General features: G+C 41.2%; 23 protein-coding genes and 3 tRNA genes. 8 read left to right on the forward strand and 18 right to left on the reverse strand.

Features of this window, described 5'->3' with window-relative positions; genetic code table 11:
- Positions 1–134 precede the first annotated feature (134 nt).
- The 4 genes from luxS to GFB48_RS14940 form a co-directional block, all read right to left on the reverse strand.
- Complete coding sequence (luxS, locus tag GFB48_RS14925; protein WP_163937535.1) at positions 135–653, reverse strand: S-ribosylhomocysteine lyase; 519 nt, start codon at positions 651–653, stop codon at positions 135–137.
- Between the two features lie 64 nt (positions 654–717).
- On the reverse strand, positions 718–1,800 hold the full coding sequence (locus GFB48_RS14930) for a TRAP transporter substrate-binding protein (protein ID WP_163937537.1): 1,083 nt from the start codon (positions 1,798–1,800) through the stop codon (positions 718–720).
- A gap of 9 nt (positions 1,801–1,809) precedes the next feature.
- Complete coding sequence (locus GFB48_RS14935; protein ID WP_163937541.1) at positions 1,810–3,171, reverse strand: TRAP transporter large permease subunit; 1,362 nt, start codon at positions 3,169–3,171, stop codon at positions 1,810–1,812.
- Positions 3,171–3,659, reverse strand: coding sequence for a TRAP transporter small permease subunit (locus GFB48_RS14940; RefSeq protein WP_163937543.1), 489 nt, complete (start codon positions 3,657–3,659; stop codon positions 3,171–3,173). The genes GFB48_RS14935 and GFB48_RS14940 overlap by 1 nt, the downstream gene beginning before the upstream one ends.
- A gap of 279 nt (positions 3,660–3,938) precedes the next feature.
- Here GFB48_RS14940 and GFB48_RS14945 point away from each other — a divergent pair.
- The 3 genes from GFB48_RS14945 to GFB48_RS14955 all read left to right on the forward strand — a co-directional run bounded on the left by GFB48_RS14945 (position 3,939) and on the right by GFB48_RS14955 (position 4,269).
- A tRNA-Met gene (locus GFB48_RS14945) sits at positions 3,939–4,015 on the forward strand.
- A 50-nt stretch (positions 4,016–4,065) separates the two neighbouring features.
- A tRNA-Met gene (locus GFB48_RS14950) sits at positions 4,066–4,142 on the forward strand.
- 50 nt (positions 4,143–4,192) lie between these two features.
- A tRNA-Met gene (locus GFB48_RS14955) sits at positions 4,193–4,269 on the forward strand.
- Positions 4,270–4,850: 581 nt separating this feature from the next.
- Here GFB48_RS14955 and GFB48_RS14960 read toward each other — a convergent pair.
- Both GFB48_RS14960 and GFB48_RS17775 read right to left on the reverse strand, forming a co-directional pair.
- On the reverse strand, positions 4,851–5,150 hold the full coding sequence (locus tag GFB48_RS14960) for a GIY-YIG nuclease family protein (RefSeq protein WP_163937547.1): 300 nt from the start codon (positions 5,148–5,150) through the stop codon (positions 4,851–4,853).
- A 14-nt stretch (positions 5,151–5,164) separates the two neighbouring features.
- A complete protein-coding gene (locus GFB48_RS17775) occupies positions 5,165–5,392 on the reverse strand; it encodes a helix-turn-helix transcriptional regulator (RefSeq protein WP_163937548.1) in 228 nt (75 codons plus the stop codon).
- A 254-nt stretch (positions 5,393–5,646) separates the two neighbouring features.
- On the opposite strand from GFB48_RS17775, the gene GFB48_RS14970 reads away from it, so the two are divergent.
- On the forward strand, positions 5,647–5,898 hold the full coding sequence (locus tag GFB48_RS14970; RefSeq protein WP_163937551.1) for a hypothetical protein: 252 nt from the start codon (positions 5,647–5,649) through the stop codon (positions 5,896–5,898).
- 129 nt (positions 5,899–6,027) lie between these two features.
- On the opposite strand, the gene GFB48_RS14975 is transcribed toward GFB48_RS14970, so the two are convergent.
- From GFB48_RS14975 to GFB48_RS15015, 9 genes are all read right to left on the reverse strand, one after another.
- Complete coding sequence (locus tag GFB48_RS14975) at positions 6,028–7,800, reverse strand: dynamin family protein (RefSeq protein WP_163937555.1); 1,773 nt, start codon at positions 7,798–7,800, stop codon at positions 6,028–6,030.
- Entirely contained in the window at positions 7,793–9,937 is a 2,145-nt protein-coding gene (locus GFB48_RS14980; protein WP_163937558.1) for a dynamin family protein, read from the reverse strand. Before GFB48_RS14980 ends, GFB48_RS14975 begins: the two co-directional genes overlap by 8 nt.
- A complete protein-coding gene (locus GFB48_RS14985; protein WP_163937561.1) occupies positions 9,934–10,509 on the reverse strand; it encodes a GIY-YIG nuclease family protein in 576 nt (191 codons plus the stop codon). Before GFB48_RS14985 ends, GFB48_RS14980 begins: the two co-directional genes overlap by 4 nt.
- 35 nt (positions 10,510–10,544) lie before the next feature.
- Positions 10,545–13,799, reverse strand: a complete 3,255-nt coding sequence (locus GFB48_RS14990) for a type I restriction endonuclease subunit R (protein ID WP_163937564.1) — start codon at positions 13,797–13,799, stop codon at positions 10,545–10,547.
- Between the two features lie 218 nt (positions 13,800–14,017).
- Positions 14,018–15,988 carry a nuclease-related domain-containing DEAD/DEAH box helicase gene (locus tag GFB48_RS14995; RefSeq protein ID WP_163937566.1) on the reverse strand — a complete coding sequence of 657 codons (1,971 nt, stop codon included), beginning with the start codon at positions 15,986–15,988 and terminating at the stop codon, positions 14,018–14,020.
- 9 nt (positions 15,989–15,997) lie between these two features.
- Positions 15,998–16,564, reverse strand: coding sequence for a hypothetical protein (locus GFB48_RS15000; RefSeq protein WP_163937569.1), 567 nt, complete (start codon positions 16,562–16,564; stop codon positions 15,998–16,000).
- A complete protein-coding gene (locus GFB48_RS15005; RefSeq protein ID WP_163937572.1) occupies positions 16,564–17,685 on the reverse strand; it encodes a DUF4268 domain-containing protein in 1,122 nt (373 codons plus the stop codon). Before GFB48_RS15005 ends, GFB48_RS15000 begins: the two co-directional genes overlap by 1 nt.
- Positions 17,686–17,687: 2 nt before the next feature.
- A complete protein-coding gene (locus tag GFB48_RS15010; protein ID WP_163937575.1) occupies positions 17,688–18,941 on the reverse strand; it encodes a restriction endonuclease subunit S in 1,254 nt (417 codons plus the stop codon).
- The gene (locus tag GFB48_RS15015) at positions 18,931–20,634 is read right to left on the reverse strand and encodes a class I SAM-dependent DNA methyltransferase (RefSeq protein ID WP_163937578.1); all 1,704 of its coding nucleotides are present in this window, start codon (positions 20,632–20,634) and stop codon (positions 18,931–18,933) included. Before GFB48_RS15015 ends, GFB48_RS15010 begins: the two co-directional genes overlap by 11 nt.
- A gap of 308 nt (positions 20,635–20,942) precedes the next feature.
- On the opposite strand from GFB48_RS15015, the gene GFB48_RS15020 reads away from it, so the two are divergent.
- Genes GFB48_RS15020 through GFB48_RS15030 form a run of 3 tightly spaced genes read left to right on the forward strand, consistent with a single transcriptional unit; the run spans position 20,943 to position 22,155 of the window.
- On the forward strand, positions 20,943–21,593 hold the full coding sequence (locus GFB48_RS15020; RefSeq protein ID WP_163937581.1) for a hypothetical protein: 651 nt from the start codon (positions 20,943–20,945) through the stop codon (positions 21,591–21,593).
- A 12-nt stretch (positions 21,594–21,605) separates the two neighbouring features.
- Positions 21,606–21,974 carry a hypothetical protein gene (locus GFB48_RS15025; protein ID WP_205597747.1) on the forward strand — a complete coding sequence of 123 codons (369 nt, stop codon included), beginning with the start codon at positions 21,606–21,608 and terminating at the stop codon, positions 21,972–21,974.
- Between the two features lie 19 nt (positions 21,975–21,993).
- Positions 21,994–22,155 carry a hypothetical protein gene (locus GFB48_RS15030; protein WP_163937588.1) on the forward strand — a complete coding sequence of 54 codons (162 nt, stop codon included), beginning with the start codon at positions 21,994–21,996 and terminating at the stop codon, positions 22,153–22,155.
- A 100-nt stretch (positions 22,156–22,255) separates the two neighbouring features.
- Here GFB48_RS15030 and GFB48_RS17715 read toward each other — a convergent pair whose 3' ends face one another.
- The 3 genes from GFB48_RS17715 to GFB48_RS15050 form a co-directional block, all read right to left on the reverse strand.
- Positions 22,256–22,753 (reverse strand): hypothetical protein, encoded by a 498-nt coding sequence (locus GFB48_RS17715; protein ID WP_240464889.1) that lies wholly within the window; start codon positions 22,751–22,753, stop codon positions 22,256–22,258.
- A gap of 32 nt (positions 22,754–22,785) precedes the next feature.
- The gene (locus GFB48_RS15045) at positions 22,786–22,992 is read right to left on the reverse strand and encodes a hypothetical protein (protein WP_163937591.1); all 207 of its coding nucleotides are present in this window, start codon (positions 22,990–22,992) and stop codon (positions 22,786–22,788) included.
- A gap of 320 nt (positions 22,993–23,312) precedes the next feature.
- On the reverse strand, positions 23,313–24,185 hold the full coding sequence (locus tag GFB48_RS15050; protein WP_163937594.1) for a hypothetical protein: 873 nt from the start codon (positions 24,183–24,185) through the stop codon (positions 23,313–23,315).
- A gap of 98 nt (positions 24,186–24,283) precedes the next feature.
- Here GFB48_RS15050 and GFB48_RS15055 point away from each other — a divergent pair.
- The coding region (locus GFB48_RS15055) for a transposase (RefSeq protein ID WP_163937596.1) at positions 24,284–24,427 on the forward strand (144 nt) is incomplete at its 3' end.

Below are 24,427 nucleotides of genomic sequence, written 5' to 3' on the forward strand. Positions count from 1 at the left end.
CACAAAGCCCTCATGCTATGAATTGGCTAAAGTTTAGTTAACTTTGATGAATTTTTCTCAAACAAAAAAGGGCGAACAGATAACTCTATTCGCCCTTAATATGGTCTAACCAGTTAGTGCTTATTCACGCCGAATTAATGCTTGTTGATCTCTTCAAGCTGGGCCGCTGACAGCGTTAACTCTTGGTTATAGTTAACACCAATTGGCTGCTTAAGAATATCTTGGGCAATTTCTTTGGCCTCTTCTAACGAGTGCATCATGTAAGTCCCACACTGGAACTCGTTTAGCTCTGGAATTTCATTTTGATTCTGCACGTTAAGCACGTCAGTCATAGAAGCTTTCCACGCGTCTGCCACTTCTTGTTCGCTTGGCTCCCCTAAAAGGCTCATGTAAAAGCCAGTACGACAACCCATAGGGGAAATATCGATGATTTCTTGTGGGCCATTATTAAGGTGATCACGCATAAAACCAGCAAATAAATGCTCAAGGGTATGTATCCCCTTTTCAGACAAGATTGCCTTATTAGGAATACAAAAACGTAAATCAAACACTGTGATCTTGTCACCACTCGGGGTAGACATGGTTTTCGCCACACGCACCGCTGGCGCGTTCATAATCGTGTGGTCCACTGTAAAGCTATCTAATAATGGCATCGAAATTATCCTTCAATTTAATTTTGCGCATACCTTACATAAGGGTAGCATCCCTTGCAAGCCCTTACTGGTTAATCGTATCTATTGCTGATTCGGTAATGGCATGATACTTACCAGCGCCCTCTTGGAAGGACTTATAATGGCTGTAAACTTTTTGTATTTGCGGATCATTGTTAGACATCTCGGCCACCACCTCATCCCAGGCAGTTTTTAAAGTAGTAAGGACTTCTTTAGGATAGGGTTTAGGGATAATGCCATGTTCTTTAGCCAATGATTCTAATGCGATAATATTTTTCGCTGTGTATTCATCCAACATATCTTGATTGACAGCTCGCGCCGCATACTTCACTATCGCCTGAAGATTTGCAGGTAATTCAGCGTAGGCCGCCTCATTAATAAGAAACTCAAGCGTTGAGCCGGGCTCATGCCAGCCAGGGTAATAATAATGTTTGGCGGCTTGATTTAAACCAAAGGCTAAATCATTGTAAGCCCCTACCCATTCAGTTGCATCAATGGCACCGGTTTGCAATGCGGTAAACAATTCACGACCAGGTAAAGTGACCGGCACACCGCCAACTTTTTCTAGCACTGCGCCACCTAAACCAGGCAAACGCATTTTTAAACCTTTTAGATCATCAATGCTGTTGATTTCCTTATTAAACCAGCCACCCATTTGAATGCCAGAGTTACCCCCCGCCATAGGAATAACACCATAAGGCTTATACAGTTCAGTCCATAACTCAAGGCCACCACCGTAGTGTAAGTAACCATTAAATTGCTGCGGGTTCATGCCAAATGGGCTAGAACAAAAAAACTGCGCCGCAGGAATTTTGCCTTTCCAGTAGTAAGCACCCGAGTGTCCCATTTGCACTACGCCACCACTGACCGCATCAAAGACTTCAAACGCAGGCACTAACTCACCCGCGCCATAGACTTTAATTTTTAGCCGCCCTGCCGACATTTCATCAACCATAGTTGCAAAACGTTCTGGCGCCATCCCTAGGCCTGGAAAGTTTTTCGGCCAAGAGGTGACTAACTTCCATTCATAATTTTTAAGAGGCACCGCCCCTTGGCTTGATTGGGCTTGCTCATTACCACAGCCCGCCAGCATTAATGCCGCTAATGCTAATCCAATTAACTTCTTCATTATTCTTCCTTACTTTCCATAAACCTGTTCTGGCAACCACGTCACCAGCTCTGGCCACAGGGCCAACATAATCAGTAATAAAACTTGAATACCAATAAAAGGGATCACCCCTTTATAAATGTCACTGGTATGCAACGACTTAGGTGCCACACCCCGTAAATAAAACAGACTAAAACCAAAAGGCGGCGTTAAAAATGAGGTTTGTAGGTTAACCGCCAGCATAATACCCAGCCATAATGGATCAATACCCATCATCATTAATACCGGCGCCACAATGGGCACAACCACAAAGGTGATTTCAATAAAATCAAGAATAAAGCCGAGTAAGAAGATCACCAGCATCACTAGGATCATCGCCCCAACCGCACCACCAGGTAACTGCTGGAATACACCTTCAATTAATTCTTCTCCACCTAGGCCGCGAAACACTAACGAAAACAAACTGGCCCCAATAAGGATCAAAAACACCATCGAAGTGACTTTAACGGTTTCCAAACCAATATTTTGCAAGCCCGACACATTCAGCTGCCCTTTAATAAGGGCTAACACTAAGGCACCACAAGCGCCCACAGCGGCCGCCTCCGTTGGTGTGGCTACTCCTAATAAAATTGAGCCAAGCACTAATATGATCAGCACCATTGGTGGCACTAGGGAGTTCACTAGAGCAGTAATATCAACCTTACTAGGGGCTTCGGTTGCTTTGCCAAACCACGTTGGTTTCAGTTTACTCATCAGCAGTAAGTAACCAAAATACATGGCCACCAGCAGTAACCCAGGAATTAAAGCGCCCGCAAATAAGTCCCCTACCGATACCGTTTTCGGAGAGAAAATGCCCATATCAAGCTGGGCCTTTTGGTAGCTACTTGAAAGCACATCCCCAAGCAGCACTAAGGCTATTGAAGGTGGAATAATTTGCCCCAAGGTGCCGGTGGCACAAATACTGCCACTGGCAATGGCTGGGTGATAGCCACGTTTGAGCATGCTAGGAAGACTCATTAAGCCCATGGTCACTACAGTAGCGCCGACAATGCCAGTACTGGCCGCCAATAGCATACCCACAAACACCACAGAAAAGCCTAAGCCTGCCCTAAAGCGCCCAAACAGCTGCGCCATAGAATTCAGCAGCGCCTGGGCAATCCCAGCTTTTTCAAGGGTGACCCCCATCATCACAAACAGCGGAACCGCCAACAAAGTTTGATTGTTAATAATGCCAAACAAGCGACTTGGAAACGCATGCAGCAATGCCATATCAAAGCCACCAAACATGGACGCGATAAAGGCCACAATTAATGACACCCCCGCCAGCGTTAACGCCACAGGAAAGCCAAACATTAACAAGGCACAAATAAACCCGAATAAAACAATGGCCATTAGTGTACTCCTTTTATTTGCTTAATTGCCTTAGCCAAACACACGCTAATACTCAGTAGCATCACTAACGGGAACATTAACAACATGGATTTTTGTAGGTAAACAAAGGGCAAACCACCGGTTTCTTGGCTGGATTCTAATAAACGCCAACTCATCAATACATAGGGATAGCTCATCCAGGCAATAAAGATAAATACTGGCGCTGCTAAAATGAATAAGCCGACCGCATTGATCATGCCCTGTTTTTGGAGGGGTAAATTGCGATAAAACACATCCACTCGCACATGTTTATCGTCAATTAAGGTCATGCCTGCCCCCATTAACAGGGCAAAGCCGTGAAAATACACCACCGTTTCTTGTATTGCTGTGGCACCAATATTAAATCCATACCTAAGTACCACCACACTAAGCAACAACACAGCTAACAAAACCGTTAGCCAAGCACACAGCTTTCCAAGACTGTTTATTATTCTTGTAAGAAATTTCATTTATTCCCAAACACAACTCAATTACTTTTTATAAACCTTTTTTAACATACCCAGCGGTAAAGACCAATTTATAAAAATTGAAGAAAGTCAGTTTTAGTCAAAACAGCAAACAAGTCTAAAACCTTAAAAAACCTTAAATTAATCGAAAAACGTACATTTGGTGCAAAAACCAGACAAACAAACACTTTTATTGAAATTTTAGTTGCAACCAGCGTCAACTCTGTTAAAGTGCGCCACCTGTTCAACGGGGTAACCCAGAAAACAGAACAACAATTCGGACGCGGGGTGGAGCAGCTTGGTAGCTCGTCGGGCTCATAACCCGAAGGTCGTCAGTTCAAATCTGGCCCCCGCAACCAATTCCTCTCATGATTAAGAGAGTTAAAAAAACTAATCACTACAATTCGGACGCGGGGTGGAGCAGCTTGGTAGCTCGTCGGGCTCATAACCCGAAGGTCGTCAGTTCAAATCTGGCCCCCGCAACCAATTCCTCTCATGATTAAGAGAGTCAAAAAAACTAATCACTACAATTCGGACGCGGGGTGGAGCAGCTTGGTAGCTCGTCGGGCTCATAACCCGAAGGTCGTTGGTTCAAATCCAGCCCCCGCAACCAATTCCTCAATATATTCATAAGCTTACCTTCAGGCTTCATGCTTTAAGTATAGTGCAATCTGTGACGCTCTGTGTCATAAATTCATATTCTATCTAGGTAGCCACTACCTACCATCGCTACAAAAAGCTAACTTTTCTAAATCAGCATTAGTTTTAGTTATCAAAATTTTTGCCAGGTCGACAAACAACCCTAAGCCGCTTTACGACACATGTGCCCTGTTCGTGTCACAAACTGACAAGAATCTCCAAATTTACCATTGCATAAGTATTCAAGATTTGACCTTAGGGTCATGTGACATCCATAGTGCTTGCGTAAACCAAATGACACAGATTTTCGTGTCGTATCCGTGTCATTTTTGACTTTAATTGACCTTATATTACTTTCAAGAAAACCTGTAATAGCACAATTAAAACATAAACTTACAATGATTAATCCAGATACACCGTTTGTTTTTACTGTGTCCTAATTTACAAAAAATAGAACAATTTGAAATGTAAAAATTGAATAGCTGAAAAGGACAAAATAGGCACAGTTAATGGCGATTAGCGACTATTAGTGTACCTGGTAGTTAAGCAGAAGAGTTAAGCTTTAGGGGTAAACTTAGGCCAACGATTGTAGCCAATACTAGGATTATTCGATTGATACTGGCGGATAAACTCCACCTCTTTTAATGAGAGATCACTTTCACTGCAGTTCTCAGACTCCCAAAGAATTTCCTTCTGAATGGTGTAATTCTTTCTGATGTGATCGGGCAACTTTTCAAAATCAAGATTTACAATTTCCATATTGGGAGTACCAAAATATTTATAGCTACCAACACTGTCTTTACCAATATAGATTTTGTTTACAGGATGATAGGTAATTTTATAGATCTGCTTCATTCACTTACCTGAGGTCAATCATCACTATCAACGTACCGCATGACATCTGATACTTCACACTCAAAATACTTACACAGCTTATCTATATTATCTGTTGTGACCGAGCTGCCCTTCTTATTCACCATTTTTGAAAGTGTCATTCGATGAATACCGGTATGCTGAGCAACCTCAGAAATGGTAATAACCTGCCCTTCCCTAAAACTTTTTTCCGAAATTAATTCTTTTATATAAAATCTTATCACGACCGCCCCTTGGTCTAAAAAAGTGAATTAACTTAATAATATGAGTCCATGTTAGTTCTTAATTAACCTCAAGTTCACTCTAAGCACATCAAAAGATTATTTAACTCTTAATTTGATAATAAAAATCATCACGACTAAAAGCAAATACGAATGATGATTTTTATTATCAAAGGATAAAGTTATGAGTCATACATACATTACATACTCTGCAACAACTTGGCCCATGCAGCTTATACGAACATGACTTAGCAATAGTGGCTGGGCTAATTCATGATTTTGCCAAAATCAAAAGCTACAACCAAGACTACGAGTTCACCGACTTAGCTAAGCGAGTAAACCATGAGGCACTGACCCTAGAAGTCTGCGCCCACAGCTTTAAATTCCTAGACACGGCAAACGCAGAAGCCGCTAATGACTTAAGGGTGTGTATCTGCTTCAACCACCATTATGCCTATCAAAGCCATAATCGAATTATTGAGGCATTGAAAATTGCAGACAATTTATGAGAGGTTTAATAAATGGAATCAATCTGCCCAACGCCTCGCTAAGTCAGCATCTTCCAGCTCATAAACATGGATTTCCCCTTTAATATTTTTGGCTTTCTTGTACCTTACTGAGTAACTAGAATTTGGCCTCTAGAAACTTACAGAATCTCTAAGTAACCCTAATACAAACAACTTGGCATTTTTGTCATACAAAATAGCGTTATATTCTTCACCTTTAGTGTCTGTTCTCAATACTGAAGTAATACCATATTTAGCAGCTTTCTCAGTTACTGCGGTTTTATTTTGGACTAGCTGCAAAATACCATGCTGACGAAGAATTCTATTTACACTTGCAGCAGTGTGAGCAGAAAATTCAGGGTGAAAAACAGCAATCTCTTGAATTGCTCTTGTAAGACTTACCCTCTCATCAGAAAATGTAAGGGTATTTGCAGTAGATGCAGCTATTGCAGATTCTGTTCTTGAAGAAGACTTTAACCCATCATCCACAAGATTTGTCGAAATATTTTTTTGATGAGTTTGACTTGGCCATAACAGCTCCATATCAAACTTATAATGGCAATGATTAGAAAAAAATACTTTGAGCTCTTTAGCTAATGACTTCAGAAGGTTAAGTGATGATTTTTCGGATTTTATCTTTTTAGATATTTCTTGAAGACCATCATCGACCAGCTCATTTTCAATATCGTTTTTAAACTGTGCAATTTGTACATTTTTTAAAGCTTTTCTCAGGGTTTCATAACTTTGTATCGAGGCTGAAACCCTGTTTATACAACGTTGAAATACGTTTGAGATCATTGCATTAGCTTCAAGTAAACTTGGTTTTTCAATGTCATTAGAAACTTGCTTAAAAAACTCAGCCAGGGTACAACCTTCATGAAAAACATCCTGTTCGCCATGCTGACTTAAAGATTGGATACCTTCAAACTGAATTTGTGCATTATTAAGGTCAACTTTTACTCGATTCATAATTGCTTGAATATCAGCACTTGTTTTAAGGTCTGATTTTGTAAGTACAAGCATTAACTTATGACTTGCCAGTAAATTCCGCGATAAAAAGGACAGATCTGACTTAGGTATTGTGCCATTTGCATCCAAGCCTATTAGCCATATCACTGCATCCGCTTGGCTAAGCGCATAACGAGACTTTTTTTCATCATTAGCTGTCGAGTCACTATGGGCAGGGTCGTAACCTGGTGTATCTATGAAATAAAATGATGGATGCGAAGTCTGCTTGGTCTTCGTTTCAATTAAGACTCTGCTGATGCTCTTTTGCAGTGCCGAAATACTCGGCGACTGGTCATGGTTCAGCTGCTTATACACATCTATGTCTACGCTTACTTTTTTACTTGTAGCATCAAATAGCTCGACAACATTCGTATCTGAAAAATCGATATATGTAGGTAAGCTAGTCATTGGTGTTAAACCTGTTTCAAGTTTAACGCCATCTTCCGCAATAAATGAGTTAATAAATGAAGACTTACCACTACTAAATCCACCACCTACAGCAAAACCAGCTTTTTCGTGAAAGCCACGCATGGGAACTAACTCTTTGGCATTTAAAAAAGCCGCCCTTAAATCGGCAACTTCCGAAGACACAAAAGGTAAATCTGAACGCGATAACAGCATCTGAACTTCAGAGATATATGCCTTCAAAGCTTTATTCTGAGTCATAGATGCTAATGTTTTGCATAAATCGACTTCTCTTTGAAGCGCTTCCTTCTCTAAAATAACCTTATCAACCTTGAGGCTAGACTGTTCTTCGTCAGTGGAAAACTTCGCCCCTTTTAACTGACTTAAAAGATCTTCATTTGCGTCCTTTAACTCAATAATTTCTTTCTTTAAACGCTCAACTTTATCTTTACAGCGCTTTAGCTTTTTATCCTCTTTAACGTCACTAGTCATCAGACAAGCCTTCAAGTGATTCAATCGCAGCCTCAATGAGTTCTTCAGCTTCCTCTTTGTGACCAACCAAAGCTAATAGATCATTGTTTTGTTGCTCAAACTCATTGAAAATATGTTTTGCTGGCGAGACTTCCATTAATTCAGCTTCTAACTTTGCAATGTATTCTTTAATATCTTGTCTGGTTTGTAATTTAAGTTTATCTCGGCCAAACGCGACCATATCTTGAGCATAATTTCTAGCCGAACGCCCACTCAGGGTACCAGATGGTTGGAGTTCTTTAGGGATTGCCGCTTTGTAGTTAATTTCCAAGTTTTCAGGATAAATGCCAGATAAAATTGAGCGGACCATATCAAGCTCAATAACATCATCATTAATCAGCGGCTCTAACTTAGTCGTTAAATCTCGTTTTAACTTCTTTTTCCAGTTAAAAAGCACTTCTTCAGATGTTGCCGACACATGATCTTCAACATTTTGTATAAGCAACTCTAGTTTGGCAAATGCGGCACCTGTACGTATCTGCTCTACTGTTCTACTGGCACTACAGGCACCACCACTTTTTACCGTCGTTTGAGTCAGAACATTAAAGTTATCAATGCTAGCGCTAATCCTTTCTTTCATGAATTTAGATAGTGCAATTTTAAGCTCACGAACTGAATCTGCATAAAAATCATTTAACTCATCAGTAATTTTATCTCTAAAACTTTGAATTAATTCAGATCTTTGCTTTAATTCTGCAACATCATAATCATCAAGTGCATCTAACTTAGCTTCGAGAGCATTTTGCAATTTATCCTTACAAAGTAAATGAATTTTCGATATTTTTTTACTGTAGGCTTCATTAGCTTCCTCGATCAATCGGTACTTATTTTCGTTAACATTAGCTAACACCGTATTCAAAAACGTATATTTAGAAATAGTTGAAAGGTTAACCATAGAACTATTATCGTCTTTAAAATCGTCAGGAAAAACTTGTTGAAGCCTATCTAACAGCAGTTGCTCATCAGCACTCAAATCTGTATCTTTGGCAACTTTTTTACACATAGTCTCAGCATATGATGAAACCAAAATAACACGCTCTTTGGCTTCTTCAATCAGCTCATCATACATGCTATCCACTTCCAAATTTGTCGCTTTCAAATTTCGAAATGTACGACTAGCAAGCATTGAAAGCTTTGTCTGAATATGGTCAATACGTTCAGGCAGGCCTCCTTGTAATTCCATATTAAACAATTGGCTATCTAACTTGCTGCCAACAATATACAACTCCCTTGCTTTTTCAGAATTCGCGACCCTATCAATCAGCTTTACATCTTCATTATTTAAGAACTGCCCGCAAGGGGTAACGATGAATACAACATCGCAACTTTTCAACCTACGGCGGGTAATGCTTTCACGGGATGCAACAGGATCATTGATACCAGGCGTATCGACAATCTTAATCCCTTTTAAGGAATCTAAAGGCAGACGAATATGAACAGATTTTGTAAATGGGGTGTATTTACCATCAGAGCCTACATAGTCCAAAATCTCTTTATTAATATTGTAGGGATCATCTACTTTTAGGGTTAACTTATCATCGCTCGGTAAATTATCGATATGAGCTTGAATATCATTGTAGCAATGCAGGTAGAAAGAAAGCTCGTCATCTTTCATTAAACTGTCAGCATACTCGACCGCCTTGCGTTCAATGTCTGAGCCAACTAACTTCTTAATAAAATTTGAATTTTCATGAATGTAGTCTTCAATAAGCCTTGAACGCTTCCGCTCATACTCTCTAGATTTTAATTCTATGTCTTTAATATCATTCTGATTGTAAAGCTCTACCTCTATAGATGCTTCTTCATCATAAGACAATATTGTTAGTGCTGCAGTCATAGGGGTTGCCGCTTTAGGCAACACCTCTTCACCCTCAAAAAATAAGGTATTAACAATTGAAGACTTACCTGCTTTTACACGCCCCACAATGCCTATTTCAAGAGTATCATCTTGATTATTAACAACACTCTTAAACTCTTCAACAGTGGGCAAATTAGTCTCACTAATTACCTGTGCTGCACTAGAGCCATAAGCCCCTTCATGCGCTTTCAAATGCGCTGATAACTCTTCTAGTTTTGTTATCGTTAAACTTGTACTCATTTATTACCTCTTAATACTTCTAAGGCGTTTTTGACTGATTTCTTGCTCAGCTTATTTGTTGTTTTCGGCTCTGCTACCGAGTTTTGTAGACTGCTTGTACCGTCAAAATCACTAAGTTCTTTTAATATTTGCTTTAAAGCTTCAAATTTTGTCTCGAGCGTTGAATACTGATCTTTTAAACGTTCATGTTCTTTTAAAACCTTGTCTTTTTCTTCATTAGCTGCAGACAGTTCTTTCTCTAAATCTGCAATAGTTATCCTTAGCTCTCGAGCACTAGTACCGTGCTTTAAAAACTCACCACATTTTTCAGCAACTTCCTTAGGTGTCCCCTCAAACCACTCAGAAACACCCCCATAGGACTTATGATGGCGCCGACTGAAATAGCGTTCTAAGAATGAGTGAATATCTCTTTCTGTTTGCTCGATATGTTCATTATCTACATCAAAATCAGTAAACAGCACGTAATCAGGATTTTCAGTTTCTGCAACGCGTACAAAAGCATCACGAGTGGTCATCCCTACTTTGGCCAAATCAGGCTTAGTAGTATCCCAAGCTACATAAATCTTACCCATTGTTCACCTTGTTACTTTCATTTATTCGCACAGGGTTAAGCCGCCCAACCATCGGCGACCACTTCTGCTTGCTTTAATACAAGCTCAATAGCCTCATCAGCTTTATCTGGTGGGTATTTCCAGCGACGCAGTAAACGACGAACCAAGTTACGCATTCTGGCGCGAACAGCCTCACGCTTTTGCCAGTCTACAGTGGCAGACTTTCTAAGCTGTTGCGTAAGCTCAATAGCTAAGGCACGCAAGGCATCATCACCAAGCTCTCTTACTGACGCTTCGTTAACGACTAAGGCACGGTAAAAAGCCATTTCATCGGGTGATAGCTTTAATTTATCAAGTAGTTCCGCATCTTCTTGCATCTCTTTTGCCCACTGGATCAACTCTTCAATCACTTGAGCAGTTTCAATGCTGCGGTTATGGTATTTATTAAGGGTATTCTGAATTAACTCAGAATACTTTTTCTCTTGCACTACGTCGCTTTTAAGGCGAGATTTGACCTCATCACGTAAGAGCTTTTCCAGTAACTCAACCGCAAGGTTACGTTCTTTCATGTTCTTCACATCTTCCATAAACTCTTCAGAAAGCAGTGAAATATTCGGCTTATCAAGTCCTACTAAACTGAAGATATCATCCACGCCTTCCGCCACAATGGCGTTGTCTAGAATACGTTTTAAGGTGCTATTACGCTCTTGCTCGGTGCGCTTCTTATCAACATTAGAATGCTTTAAAAAAGCCGTTTTAATGGCAGAGTAAAAGGCAACCTCAGCCTTTAGCTCTTTTGCTTCTGGTAAGGTGCTGCATAATGAATAAGCCTTACTTAATGCTGCCATTTCATCTAAAAAACGTTTCTTGCCATCACGTTTGGTTTCACCTTTGCTGTTAGTATGTGACAAACCTGATATATGATTAGCCGCCCCAGGAATTAACCTTAGCGGTTGCTTTTCAAAGGTATCCAAATAGATAAAGGTTTGCCCATCAACAGGTGTGGCAAACATGTCACGGATAACACTGACCTTTTCAGAAAACACACTAAAGGCCTCAGCAGTGTCCACCGTTGGTTGTCCTTTACCGTTACTGTTAGTATAAGTTTTCAGGGCATTTTTAAGTTCGTTAGCAATACCTATATAGTCCACCACCAATCCACCAGGTTTATCCTTAAATACGCGGTTCACCCTAGCAATTGCTTGCATCAAGTTATGCCCTTTCATTGGCTTATCCACGTACATGGTATGGCAACTGGGAGCATCAAAACCCGTTAGCCACATATCACGCACAATCACCAGCTGAAGCTCATCATTTACGTCTTTAAAGCGGCCCTCAAACGCTTTTCGGGTCGTCTTATCATAAACATGATGCTGTAATTTAGCAGGATCTGACGCACTGCCAGTCATTACAATTTTAATGGTGCCCTTGGCTGGATCATCGCTATGCCATTCAGGCTTAAGCGCAACAATTTCGTTGTATAAATCCACACAGATCTCACGGCTCATAGCCACAATCATCGCTTTACCCGGCAAGGTGCTAATACGAGTAGTGAAATGCTCAACTAAGTCTTTGGCCACTTGCTGCAGCCTTGGCTTACTGCCAACGAGTTTTTCAACTGCAGCCCATTTGGTTCTTACTTGCTGACGGTGATTAGTATCGTCATCACCTTCAAGCTCTTCTTCAAAGTCATCATTAAGCGCTTCTAATGCTGCATCTTCAATATTGAGCTTCGCTAAGCGTGATTCATAATAGATCGGTACTGTAGCCCCATCGTCTACGGCATCTTGAATATCATAAATAGAGACGTAGTCACCAAACACTGCGCGGGTATCTCTGTCATCCAGAGCAACAGGGGTGCCAGTAAAGCCAATGAATGAAGCATTAGGTAAAGCATCTCGTAAGTATTTGGCATAACCATACACGTAGCGCTGCTCCACCACCTCACCATGCTCGTTTTTAATATCAGCTAAGCGAGCTTGATTGCCATATTGGCTGCGGTGTGCCTCATCTGAAACTACCACAATGTTGGCGCGCTTAGAGAGAACTGGATGTTTAAGCTCATCATTAATCAAGGCAAAGCGCTGAATCGTCGTGAATATAATACCGCCCGATTGTCGGCCCTTTAACAAATCACGTAAATTATCTCGCCCTACAGCGTGTTCAGGGATTTGCTTAAGAACATCTGTAGCCATACTAAAGGTGTTGTAAAGCTGCCCATCTAAGTCATTGCGGTCTGTTACTACCACAATGGTTGGGTTATTCATGGCCGACTGCTGCAATAGCTTACTGGCATAACAGACCATAGAGATACTTTTGCCGCTGCCTTGGGTGTGCCAAACCACCCCCGCTTTACCGCTACCGGGCTTAATGTTACTGAGCCCACGGCTTGCCTTAACCTGATATTGCGGCGCACTATCGGCCACCATGGGTAATTCGTCGGCTTGCTTGGCCAACACCGTGGCTTCTACCGCGGCCCTGACCGCATGGAACTGGTGATAGCCAGCTATCTTTTTAATTAGCTTATCGTTATCGGTTTCAAACAGAATAAAGTAGCGAATGTAATCAAGCAGCAGTTCAGGTTTAAAAAAACCTTTCACTAAAGTTTCCAACTGCCAATCAAACATAGGCCTATCATCTTCACCACTAACGGTTTTCCAAGGTAAAAAACGCTCTTTGTTGGCAGTAAGTGATCCGACCCTAGCGTTCCATCCATCACTAATAACCAATGCCTCGTTAAATACAAATAAATCAGTAATTTCATCTTTATAGGTTTGCAGCTGATTAAACGCATCCCAAATATCGGTGCTTTCATTGGCGGGGTTTTTCAGCTCTACCACTGCTACAGGTAAGCCATTAATAAACACCACCACATCAGGCCTACGGTTACCTTTGCTGCCAGTAATGGTAAATTGGTTAACGACTAGAAAGTGGTTATTAGAGGTAGAGCTAAAGTCCATCAAGCTTGCATGGGTGTGAGTTGTGGTAGGCGTACCATCAACCACCTTGGTGTATTCAACAGGCACACCTTCAATCAGCAGCTTATGAAAATTATGGTTACTTTTAATTAGAACAGGGCTATCAGGGTTGACCACAGCAGCCACTACTTGGTTAATGGCATCTTGCGGTAGTTCAGGGTTAAGCTTCTCAACCTGCTTAATCAGCAAAGGCTCTAGCACCACCTTATGATAATCATCACGTAATGGATTGCTGCTATCCGGAGCAATATCCACGCCATGCTGATACTCATAGCCAACACCCTTAAACCACTCTAAGCATTCATTTTCTAATTGGTCTTCCGTGATATTCATAATTTTTCTTATCAAAATATTGATTTAATTCTGCGTGCAAGATAATCACCAAGCACTAATTCTATAAATGCCAAAACGGCATATGGGCCCCATACAAAAAACCACACTATGGCAATCAACCCATAAACAGGATAGGCAACTTCGCCCGACTTAGTAAACAGCCCTATTACAAAGCCTATGGTTAAGAAGACGATAATGTAAAAAAGCATATGCACCTCCTATATAGCTGTTGATTCAGCTATTTCAAGGCTGAAAAAGGATGAGAATTGATTATCCTTACTTTTGTCTAGTACAATCAAATTCTCTGTAGTCCTGGTAATAGAGGTATAGGCCACCTCTGGGCTATCTCCGTCATCCAAAATATAAAACACGGTTTTCGATTCCAAGCCTTTATAGCTATGAATAGTTGATAACTTTATATGGCCACTATTCCCATAAAAATGATTTTTCTTGGCACGTCTTGCAGATTCAATCCTTGAGACAGCTTGCTGCTTTGTGATTAATTCACGAAGTTCTAGTTCATTTAATTGCTTTAACTTTTCTATGCTAAAGGTAGGCGGTAATAGCAACTGGGCATGCAACTCTTCATAGTCTTCAAACATACAATGCACATTCTCTCGTTCCTTAAATAACTCTGCTAAATGCCTTACACAGAATATATGTGAAGACAAGATCACAATATCATTGGGGTGAAGGCTATGTTGCTGAATAAAGCTATTAATTTTTTCAAAAGCATTGGGGATCCAGTCATCCGGCAAAGGCTCATAGACCATTAAATCAAAGTTAAAGCCTGTTTGCGTATCCATCACTGCAGTCAATTCACTATCGGAATACTTTTCTAGTAAATACTTTTCTTGAAAGTCTTTAAAAAGCTGATTAAGTGGTGAGTCTTGTGTCGTCCTATACGAACGCTTTAGCTTAACCCAGCGCCCAAAGCCCTGTGCAATTACTGCAGCCCTTTGCGTTTCACGCTGATAGATATTTTGCGATTCATCTCCAAAAAGTACCATCTCGCCATTTTCGGCTAAAAAGTTATCTCTAACAATTTTTACCCATTCAGGCTCGTAGTCTTGCACCTCATCAATCAAAATAGTGTCAAACTTTTCAACTGACTTATCTTTGAAGTAATCGGTTTTAAAGATCTCATCAAATGAAGCCCCTTCACGGAGTGAATGAATATCTTCACCAATGGCAATTAATTGAGATATAAAAAATTGATGATAATTGGTCACACCATAGTTGTACTGATCCCTTCGGCCTAAAATATCGCTAACTTTGTCTTTAATTAAGTTCTTAAGGGTAATATTAAAGGTGACGATTAATACTGTATTGCCATGGCGTTCTTGAGCATTGGTTGCACGATTTGCCAAAATGGTTGTTTTACCACAGCCTGCTACCCCTTTCACTTTTTGATGACCAGGCTTACTTAGCGTTAAGCCATGTTGTTTATCATCAAGCTTTGGCAAAATCCCTTGGGTTTTAGTATGTTCGCTAGGCAATAAACGACGCTTAAAATCATCGTAGATTCTGTCATCAAACAATACATGACTGTTTGTACTTTTGATCTTCCTAATCAATGAATCTAGTGCATCGTTACCGTATGCCAAGCTTTTATCTCTAGTTAACGCCTTGGAATAACGCTGTAACTTATCAGACTGCCAATTATATTCATCGTAACTAATCTTTTTCTTTGCCAGTTGCTGACTCAGTTCCTGTTTTACAAAGTTAATGGACTGTTCCGCCCCCATATAAAGTTGATTAATACTGCTCTTATTTGCACAGTGTAAATACACTAAAGGGTATACAACTCGATAAAAATTGGGATTGCTTAAATTGTTTAGGCCAAGAACAGGAAGGTGGAGTTCATACAGATTTTTCTTATACCTAAAGGCTTGCGACTGAGGAGAAGCAATGGCAACCCACCTTGTACCATTATTGACCTGCCAACGATTACGCTCGGTAATTCGGTAGTTCGCTAGCTGATAATCCTTCACCTCTATAACAAAGGCACCTACCCCTTCTTTTAAAACTATAAAATCGGGCCTATCCCCATCCAAAAAAGGATTAAAAAAGATTTCATAGCTGTCATCTAGGTTTGTAACTAAATAGTTCGCCAAGTAAAGCTCGCCTTCGGTGGGCTTTACTTTTAAACGACTGATATTGTCAAAATCTGGGTAAATGATAGCCATTGAGTATCCTTATAAAAACGGCAATCCTAGAAGCGCAGCAACGGCGCCTATTGGGCTAATAGGTAGCGCTGTCTCGGTGACAACTTCAGCTAAACCCTCACTCACTGCGTCACTGCTAACTGAACTTGCCTCCCCTGCAAGGGCATCACTCACCGAAGAGGTTAACTCAGCATTTTCAATGCCAGAATCAATCACCATAGGATCGTCAACTTGCGCAGCCACTTCACTAGTCGCAATAATAGGAATATCAGGGTTATCAGCTAGTGTCTCCCTGATGTAACTTACATCATCAGTCGCTTTTAACTGCAACTCTGCCGCCACTTCGCCATCAAGGTAAATGGATAAATCGGTATCTGGATGATTAGTCGCCTCATGAATACTTGCTTCTAGCCCTTGCTCGTTTAGCGCACTGGTGACTTGCTGCTCGAACACCATTCCTTTTACATTGCTTATGTGGCCTGTCATCGCCTCACTATCGGCATTACCAAAAAAATCAGCAATATCATCATTGCTGGAACTTTCTAGGTCGTTATAGCCCCTTCTGACTGAATCAAAAACGTCTATTTTTTCTGACATTACTTACTCTTAATCTCTTTATTTACTGTTATTAAAGCAGGTTTAAAAGCTTTCTCTAGCCGTTCGATGTGCTCTACTAGCCAAGCGATAATCTCTGGCCAATTGTCTTTATTATAACCATCGAATTCTTGCTGAAACTGTACACGGCAGGCTTTTTTATCTTCTAGCCTTTGCCACTCTAATTCGCTGCCAAAGCGTTGTTCTATTTCGGCTTTATGTTCATATAGGTAATCGAATATCTGCTTATTTTCTTCGCTGCTGCTTTTACTCATGTAAAATTCGACACGGGCAAAACGGCTGCCAAAAATCAAACTAAATGGGCAGCTTCTTACACCACTGCCGGCACTTAACCAATGATCTTTACTCGGGCTGATGTTGTTGAACAGCTCGGTAGTGCTCTCACCCAATGCTTCTAGGCACTGCTGCCAAAACTCTAGGCGCAGTTTGTGGCGGTTTTTCTGCTCTTTTTCGGATGATTTCTCTTCGGCCTCTTTGGCGTTCATGCTTATCATCAGCTCTTCGGCTTCGGGTGTGGGGATGATTTGCTCTACGTTTAGCAGCAGCTCCTCGCCCATGGCGTAAGGGGTGACTTTAAAGCACTGTATTTGAATACCGTGGCTAAGTAGCCATAATGCAGTGCTGGTGACCTCTTTGCGGAAATTGGCGGCTACAAACATAATGCGCTGCTTTACGCCGGAGTTCAGCACCACTTCGTCTAACTCTACCTCGAAAAACTCGCTTAGTTTGGCCTTGGCGTTGCCGCCGCCCTCATAGCGGTCTAGGTAACTTTGGTAAATATCGATAATTTGGGTTTTGGTTAAACTAGAGCAGTAAGAGGCGTACTTTAACGCCTGCCACATCACATCGCGGCCCGTGTCGTCTAGCTTGTTTTCTATTACCACCAAGTTACCGCTTTTATCCAGCGCCAATAAATCGAGACGCTCGCGGGTGTCTTTAAAGCCATCAAACTCTTTTTGAATGATCAGCAAATCATTGTCTAGCGCTTCCGGCGCATTAGCGAGCCACTCCTGTAAATGCTCACGCTCTCGAAAGCCAAGCTCAGAAAAGCTCATGGTTTGAATGCGGCTGATGCGGTTGTCCGATTTATTGATTTTATACATGCTTAGCTCGCCTCGGCTTCTGCGGTTTCAGTGGCGAGGTTGTCTAGCTCAATTTCGCCAGAGAGGAGTTTCGGCAGCAAGGTGTCGCGGAGTGCTTCAAGGTTTTTATTTTCTAGTTGTAGTAATTTTATTTTTGCAAAAATTGGGTTAACTAAACCCTCGAAGCTGTCTAGTATATCTTTCGAAGGCACAATAACAGGTAAAGATTTAATTATTTTGGAATTTACTGCTTTTGCGATTGAAGAAGTGCTACCTAAAGATTCAAAGTTAAACTGTTTCATGTACGAGTATAGATAGTTGGTTGTTACCTTAGAATTATCACCTAACTTATAATGAGCGATAGCTTCGTTTGTAGTCATCTCTCCATTTGTGATTGCTATACGACCAACTGTAAGCTTGAAACTCAAGATCAATGTGTTGTCAGGGATAACTTTAACATTAAATTTTTCGACAGCTTCACTAGTTAGATATTCAGATGAATCTAGTGCATAAGCCCCTGAAGCACCCATATCTTTGATCGATATCCAAGTAATATTACTATTGTCATCAGAAAACCATTGCGACTCTTTTCTAGGTGGTGTTTTCCCTATACCAATGGTTGCAACTTTCTGTGATTCACATACCTCCCACCCTTCTGGGATGGGACCGAGTTCGGAGTCGACGAAGGTGCTTGGGAAGAGTGCGGCGGTGGCGGCGTCCATCCCCTCTGGGGCGTCGCCTCTCATTTTCGCTTTTGTGGGGTCAAAATCGACAAACCAAGACTTGAAGATGGCCTGCGCCATCGCTTCTAGGGTTTGGTTGGTTTGGGTGTTTAGAGTGATTTTATCGTCTAACTTCGAAATAAAATCAGCTATATTTTGCTGCCACTCATAAGTTTCTGGTACACGCACAATCTCTTGATGTAGGTGATTTCTGTTTACACCTGGCACCGCAGCTTTATCACTATATTTATGAAAATCAAATGTTTTCAAGAGGTAATAAACAAAGTTAGGGCAATTTCCCTTAAAGTCTTTGACATATAGTGTTGTGTTTAGAGGCCAATAATCACCTTCAACAAAAAATACTTCGCCAATTGTTCCATATCGGCCTGTGACTACACCAGGTCCTTTCACCTTTTGTGCATTATGAAAATCAGAAATTCCTGCAGATGAGACTATTGGGTAATCGCCAGACTGCCTTTTACTCTTAGGTAAGTCATAACCCCTTTTTAATTCAATGAAATCACCTAAAGGAATTTCAATCCAATTACAACTCATAACCCAACCCCGCTAGGTTCTTCTTAATTTCCGCTTCTAGCTTGGCGCTCTCGGCGAATTGTTCGCTTAGGGTGTTGGTTAGCGTTGTCATTTTCTCACCGAATGGGATGCCATCGTCTTCTTCTTCGGCGGCGCCGACATAGCGGCCTGGGGTGAGCACATAGTCGTGTTTGGCGATATCTTCTAGCTTGGCCGCTTTACAAAAGCCTGCTTCGTCTTCGTAGCTTACGCCGTGAACTTCTTGCCCGGTTTTCCATGCGTGGTATAGATCGGCCACTTTTTGGATGTCGTCGAAGTTGAAATCGCGTAGGACGCGGTCTTTCATGTAACCAAGGTTGCGGGCATCGATAAACAGTACTTCGCCTTTGCGATCGCGCAGCTGGCGGCCGGCTTTGTCGGTGCGGGCGCCTTTGTTCTTGGTTAAAAACCAGATACAGGCGGGAATTTGGGTGTTGGTAAACAGCTGCCCTGGCAGCGCCACCATGCATTCGATTAAGTCGTTTTCGATAAGTGCTTGGCGTATTGTGCCTTCGTTATTGGTGGTGGAGCTCATGGAGCCGTTGGCCAGTAACAGGGCTTGGGAGCCATCGGGGGCGAGGTGGTGAAGCATGTGCTGCATCCACGCAAAGTTGGCGTTACCCGCTGGCGGCTGGCCATATTTAAAGCGGGGATCGTTATCGTCTACCCCGGTGTTCCACTCTTTCATGTTAAATGGCGGGTTGGCCATGATGAAGTCGGCGCGTAAGTCTGGGTGCTGCACATTGGTGTAGGTGCTGGCGGGCTCTTTTCCGAAATCGTAATCGAGACCTCGAATCGCCATGTTCATGGCGGCGAGCTGCCAGGTGGTGTGGTTGTATTCTTGGCCGTAGATGGAGATTTTTTGCTTTTGGGTAATGGCGTCTAGCTGGCGCTCGCCTGCGTGGCGCTCGATAAATTTTTCCGATTGCACAAAGAAACCGCCCGAGCCCATGGCCGGATCGTACACGCGCCCTTCGAAGGGCTCTATCATTTCGACAATTAGGCTAACAATGGAGGCTGGGGTGTAGAACTGACCGCCCTTTTTGCCTTCGGCTAGGGCAAATTGCCCCAACATGTATTCGTACACGTGGCCAAGGATGTCTTTGCTGTTTAAGTCGGCGTGGACAAACGGAATGGTGGCAATCAGGTTGATTAGCTCGTTCAGTTTGGCTTGGTCGATTTTTAATGCGGCGTAGGCTTTGTTTAGCACCCCTTTTAGTTTGGGGTTGTCGCGCTCGATCCCTTCTAGGGCGTTATCAATTAGGTGGCCTACCGAGGTAATGCGCTTGCTGGCGCCATCTATGGTTAATTCTGCCCCACCAATACAGAGCGGCGCGTTATCTTGCAGGAACTGCCAGCGCGATGCAGTGGGCAACCAGAATACGTTTTTCTCGGTGTAGAAATCGCGCACTTCTAGCTCGGCGGCGATCTCTTGTTCTAACTCTTGTTCTGTAAAGTCGTCGGGATCGAGGTAGTATTCGTGCTCGGGATTGGTTAAATCCGCTTTGATTTCGTCTTGGCGCAGTTTGAAGGCGTCGGATACGTATTTAACGAAGATAAGGCCAAGTACCGCGTGTTTGTATTGTGCCGCATCGAGACTGGCGCGCAGCTTGTCGGCGGCGTTCCACAGTTTGGATTCTAAATCCTTTAGAAATTGTTGTTCTTGGTTGTTCATTGGGCAACTTAATTGATGTTGTTATTACCTCAAATGTACCAAGGTGCTTTAAATGAAACAATGACAAATAACCCCACCTGAACAGGTAATAACCCTATAACGTCACTTTGTTAATAAATTGCAGCAAAAGCTTACAGCGTGTATATCAAGATTTCCCCTTGATGGGTAACACATGAACACTAAACGACATATTAACGCCAAAGTTGGACAACTAGATACCTTATGGTGTGATAGATTACTCAGCATATGCCCATTAAAATAGTGATCTTTATCACATTAATCCGAGCATAATAACAATGATAAAACGCTTGATAATAATTGCTGGCTTGGCTGTATTTTTAACGGGTTGCATTACCTCTGCACGTAATGCTAATGAGCAGTTTTATAAAGCAGTTGCCATGCAACAAGTAGCACTAGATGTTTGCCTAAAGCATGGTCATATTAATAGCTACTTTTATAATTCTGCTAAAAAGAACAATGAAAGCTTTGTTGGGTATTACTCCCACAGTAAAAAACAAATGGCAGAAGCATTAGCCACTTATCAAGAAAAAGTAAGCACCACAACCAAAGAAGGCAGCCAGAAATACTGTAGCACCAGTTTAGTTGCTTTTAACAACCAAGTGGTTAGGATGATTCCTGTACTTGCCCAAGAGTTAGCATACAAACAGGCTAAATTTAACCAGAGTATGCAGCAGCTTAGTAATTCATTAAACCAAGCCGCTAATCAGCAACGTGCTTATAACAGTTATACGCCAAGCATCCCAAGCTACACACCTAGCCCAACCCATTATCAACAAGCGCCTGTCCTTTATAACCCAAGTGGCTGTATTGGTAATGTGATTAATAATCAGTGTGTTGGAACTATGACACCCACTTCAACATTGCCTGGACAAGGGCAAAAATGTTTAGGTACTGTAATCAATGGCCGTTGCATTGGCCCATCGGTTACCAACTATTAAAAGGAAATGATTATGACTAAAGGAATGTTACTCGGATTCGTCGCTTTAGCTATTGGTTTTAGTGCCAGCGCCCAAACTAAAATTGATGCCAGCCAAGCCCCTTTTTACAATGGTAAAGACGTTGTCGCCTGTGGTGTGGTTAAACAAACTACTCGCTTTAAACGCGGCGTTTACTTAAATATTAATGAGCGCTACCCAAAGCAGCCATTAACCCTGGTGATTTGGGAAAACAGCATGGGCAGCTTTAATGAGCGCTTCGGCTCAATTGATAAACTGCTAAACCAACAAGTCTGTGCCCAAGGCACGGTAAACCAATACAAAGGTCGCAGCCAAATAAGCCTATACAATGCTTATTCGCTTAACCTAAGTACAAAACTATAACGATAACAAGAGAACTATCATGAAAAAGACCATTGCCGCCCTATTAATCGCTATTGCTATGCCAGCGTCAGCCGCCGTTTTAATGCAAGAGTGGACCGAAGGCATGTACCGCTTCTGTAAATACAGCGACAACAGCGTAATACGAGTTGGATTTAACGAGATGTGCCCACGTACGATTTAAGTTCGGAGCAAGGTTGTTAAAAAGCCAGCTTCGAATGAAGCTGGCTTTTGGGGTATGTTAATTAAGTTTTATTTGTTTTCAGAACGATTTTGAAGAACTTTTACTCACACCAAACATCACAAGACTCATCACGCTGAACATTAAATAAAGTCGCAGAAGCGCATGCACCATATTCACTCCCCTCAAGAAAAATTACACTCTCTCCCTCTTCCCATCCCAAGCAGTATGTCTGAGCTTCAAATTTTTCACCATTTATAATAAATAGCTCATCATTATGGGCGACTTCAATTAAATAGGAAGAACTTGAAACATTAGCAGATGTACTATTTGTGTCGGGTGTGCTTCGTGAGTTAAAAACTGATTTAACTTGGCATTCAGTACCAGTACTAAAAATAAGTTTGTTATTGTATGAATCAGGGCTATATTTGAGTATAGCGTTGTCTCCATAGGTATACTGGTAACAGTATTTTGTTTCAATAAAAACCCCTGAAGAGTCTTGATATAAGTTACTACTAGCTCTTTTAACGTTTACTGAATAAGTCTCAGCAAACAGATTCGAAGAAAAAGCCAAGAATAATAACGAAAAAATAAGCTTCATAAAACCAACCTTATCAAATAGTGCTTCTTGTTTTAATCAGTATCTGTATTAGTTACGAAAAAAGATAAGATAAATCTTTTAGCCAACATCATGGGTATTCCACCAAAAACAAAAGAAAATAGGGTTGCTTGTGATACGTACCTCATTTTCTCAAACCCAATAAGACTGCATAAGAAAGTTAAAATAGCGACAAAGCAAGAAGCCTGTAGCAGCTCAATTAATAATTCCTTAATTTTCATAATATATCCTTATACTCAGTTATCAATATAGAAAAATTCATCTCAGGAAACAGCCAAAGTTAATACTGTAACATGAAATATTAAAAATACTAGATCCGCCCTAAAAGAGGAATAAAGGCTATTTTGATGAATGATTGAAAAAATAAAAATACAATCATTTCAAAAATATAAAACAGGTATTAGATCCCGAGTTTAATACCCGCTTTATCTATAAAATATGAAGATAGGTTAATGAGCGAGAATTTGTGTAACTGACACTCTCGCTCACATTATGCTGACTAGTTTATCAATTAATGCTTTGGATATAATTGAGGAGTGCGTTAATTAACTACTGACCTTAAAAAGTAATCAGCAAGGTTCTCACCTTCATACTCGCAACTATCAACAGATGTTTGGCCTTCTTTCGAGCGTCGATACATCCCAACAATCTCATTTGTATCATATACTAAGCAAGCGTATAAATATGTCACTCCGGTATAGCTATCATAAGACTCGTAACCGCCCTCAAGATAAGGGATAAGATCTGCTATCTTCATTGATAGCCAATTACCTGATTCATAAGTATTATAATCAACTGGCTTCATTAACACGCTTGTTGTTTTAGGGCTTGTACTATAAAACTGAACTACTTTGCCTGTATTCTGGTAATGAACACTTTCATCTGAATTGTATAAAAATCCCCCCGTAGATATGGGATCGGCTTGAACATTAACGTATGCATCATTATTAAGATATGCACCACCAAAAGAGACTGCTAATTTTCTATATCCCTCTGGTTGCTCTGAAATAGAAGCTGTCATAAGCCCTTCATGCCCAGGGTAGTTTGCATGGATTACGTAACGATCGCTATAAGTTTCAAAACTTAAAGTTGGATTATAGTCACTTGTACGCGCCACTAACTGATTGCCAACCTGTACCGTTAACTCGCCATCTTCACGTACGGCCTCTTTGTATCCATAGGTTGGTAAATCAACAAATAAACCAACGTAATCTCCAGCATTAGCATCATAGGAAAAATAATTCTTATTCGCATCTTTGTTAATAAACAGCTGCACACCATCCTCTATAGGTGTTGGACTATAAAACGTCCCCCCTTCAAGAATAACTTCCCCTTCTTCAGAAGTATCTTCAGAGTTACATGCTGTTAAAAACAATAGTACAGCTGCAATTGATGTCCATTTCTTAAATTCCATAGTTATTTGTTGTCTCTATAAGTAAAAACTGTCCACTTCCCCTAAACTGAGACATTGATTAAGTAGAGTTTTCTGGCAAAGTAATGTTAGGAGGCACTATGAAAAAGTCACGATTCACAGATACCCAAATTATCAGCATTTTAAAAGAAGCTGACTCGGGCATGAAGGTTGAACAACTCTGTCGTAAGCATGGAATAAGTTCAGCCACCTATTACAAGTGGAAATCAAAGTTTGGTGGTCTT

The sequence above is a fragment of the Paraferrimonas sp. SM1919 genome (assembly GCF_010993985.1).
Taxonomy (GTDB): domain Bacteria; phylum Pseudomonadota; class Gammaproteobacteria; order Enterobacterales; family Shewanellaceae; genus SM1919.

Excerpts from the sequence above, each read along its gene's own strand:
- GFB48_RS14990 (WP_163937564.1), bottom strand. The coding sequence starts at position 13,799 with ATGAATATCACGGAAGACCAATTAGAAAATGAATGCTTAGAGTGGTTT.
- GFB48_RS14980 (WP_163937558.1), bottom strand. The coding sequence starts at position 9,937 with ATGAGTACAAGTTTAACGATAACAAAACTAGAAGAGTTATCAGCGCAT.
- GFB48_RS14960 (WP_163937547.1), bottom strand. The coding sequence starts at position 5,150 with ATGAAGCAGATCTATAAAATTACCTATCATCCTGTAAACAAAATCTAT.
- GFB48_RS14930 (WP_163937537.1), bottom strand. The coding sequence starts at position 1,800 with ATGAAGAAGTTAATTGGATTAGCATTAGCGGCATTAATGCTGGCGGGC.
- GFB48_RS14975 (WP_163937555.1), bottom strand. The coding sequence starts at position 7,800 with ATGACTAGTGACGTTAAAGAGGATAAAAAGCTAAAGCGCTGTAAAGAT.
- GFB48_RS15025 (WP_205597747.1), top strand. The coding sequence starts at position 21,606 with ATGACTAAAGGAATGTTACTCGGATTCGTCGCTTTAGCTATTGGTTTT.
- GFB48_RS14935 (WP_163937541.1), bottom strand. The coding sequence starts at position 3,171 with ATGGCCATTGTTTTATTCGGGTTTATTTGTGCCTTGTTAATGTTTGGC.
- GFB48_RS15005 (WP_163937572.1), bottom strand. The coding sequence starts at position 17,685 with ATGTATAAAATCAATAAATCGGACAACCGCATCAGCCGCATTCAAACC.
- GFB48_RS15000 (WP_163937569.1), bottom strand. The coding sequence starts at position 16,564 with ATGTCAGAAAAAATAGACGTTTTTGATTCAGTCAGAAGGGGCTATAAC.
- GFB48_RS17715 (WP_240464889.1), bottom strand. The coding sequence starts at position 22,753 with ATGAAGCTTATTTTTTCGTTATTATTCTTGGCTTTTTCTTCGAATCTG.
- GFB48_RS15050 (WP_163937594.1), bottom strand. The coding sequence starts at position 24,185 with ATGGAATTTAAGAAATGGACATCAATTGCAGCTGTACTATTGTTTTTA.
- GFB48_RS15015 (WP_163937578.1), bottom strand. The coding sequence starts at position 20,634 with ATGAACAACCAAGAACAACAATTTCTAAAGGATTTAGAATCCAAACTG.
- GFB48_RS15010 (WP_163937575.1), bottom strand. The coding sequence starts at position 18,941 with ATGAGTTGTAATTGGATTGAAATTCCTTTAGGTGATTTCATTGAATTA.
- luxS (WP_163937535.1), bottom strand. The coding sequence starts at position 653 with ATGCCATTATTAGATAGCTTTACAGTGGACCACACGATTATGAACGCG.
- GFB48_RS14985 (WP_163937561.1), bottom strand. The coding sequence starts at position 10,509 with ATGGGTAAGATTTATGTAGCTTGGGATACTACTAAGCCTGATTTGGCC.
- GFB48_RS15045 (WP_163937591.1), bottom strand. The coding sequence starts at position 22,992 with ATGAAAATTAAGGAATTATTAATTGAGCTGCTACAGGCTTCTTGCTTT.
- GFB48_RS14995 (WP_163937566.1), bottom strand. The coding sequence starts at position 15,988 with ATGGCTATCATTTACCCAGATTTTGACAATATCAGTCGTTTAAAAGTA.
- GFB48_RS14940 (WP_163937543.1), bottom strand. The coding sequence starts at position 3,659 with ATGAAATTTCTTACAAGAATAATAAACAGTCTTGGAAAGCTGTGTGCT.
- GFB48_RS15030 (WP_163937588.1), top strand. The coding sequence starts at position 21,994 with ATGAAAAAGACCATTGCCGCCCTATTAATCGCTATTGCTATGCCAGCG.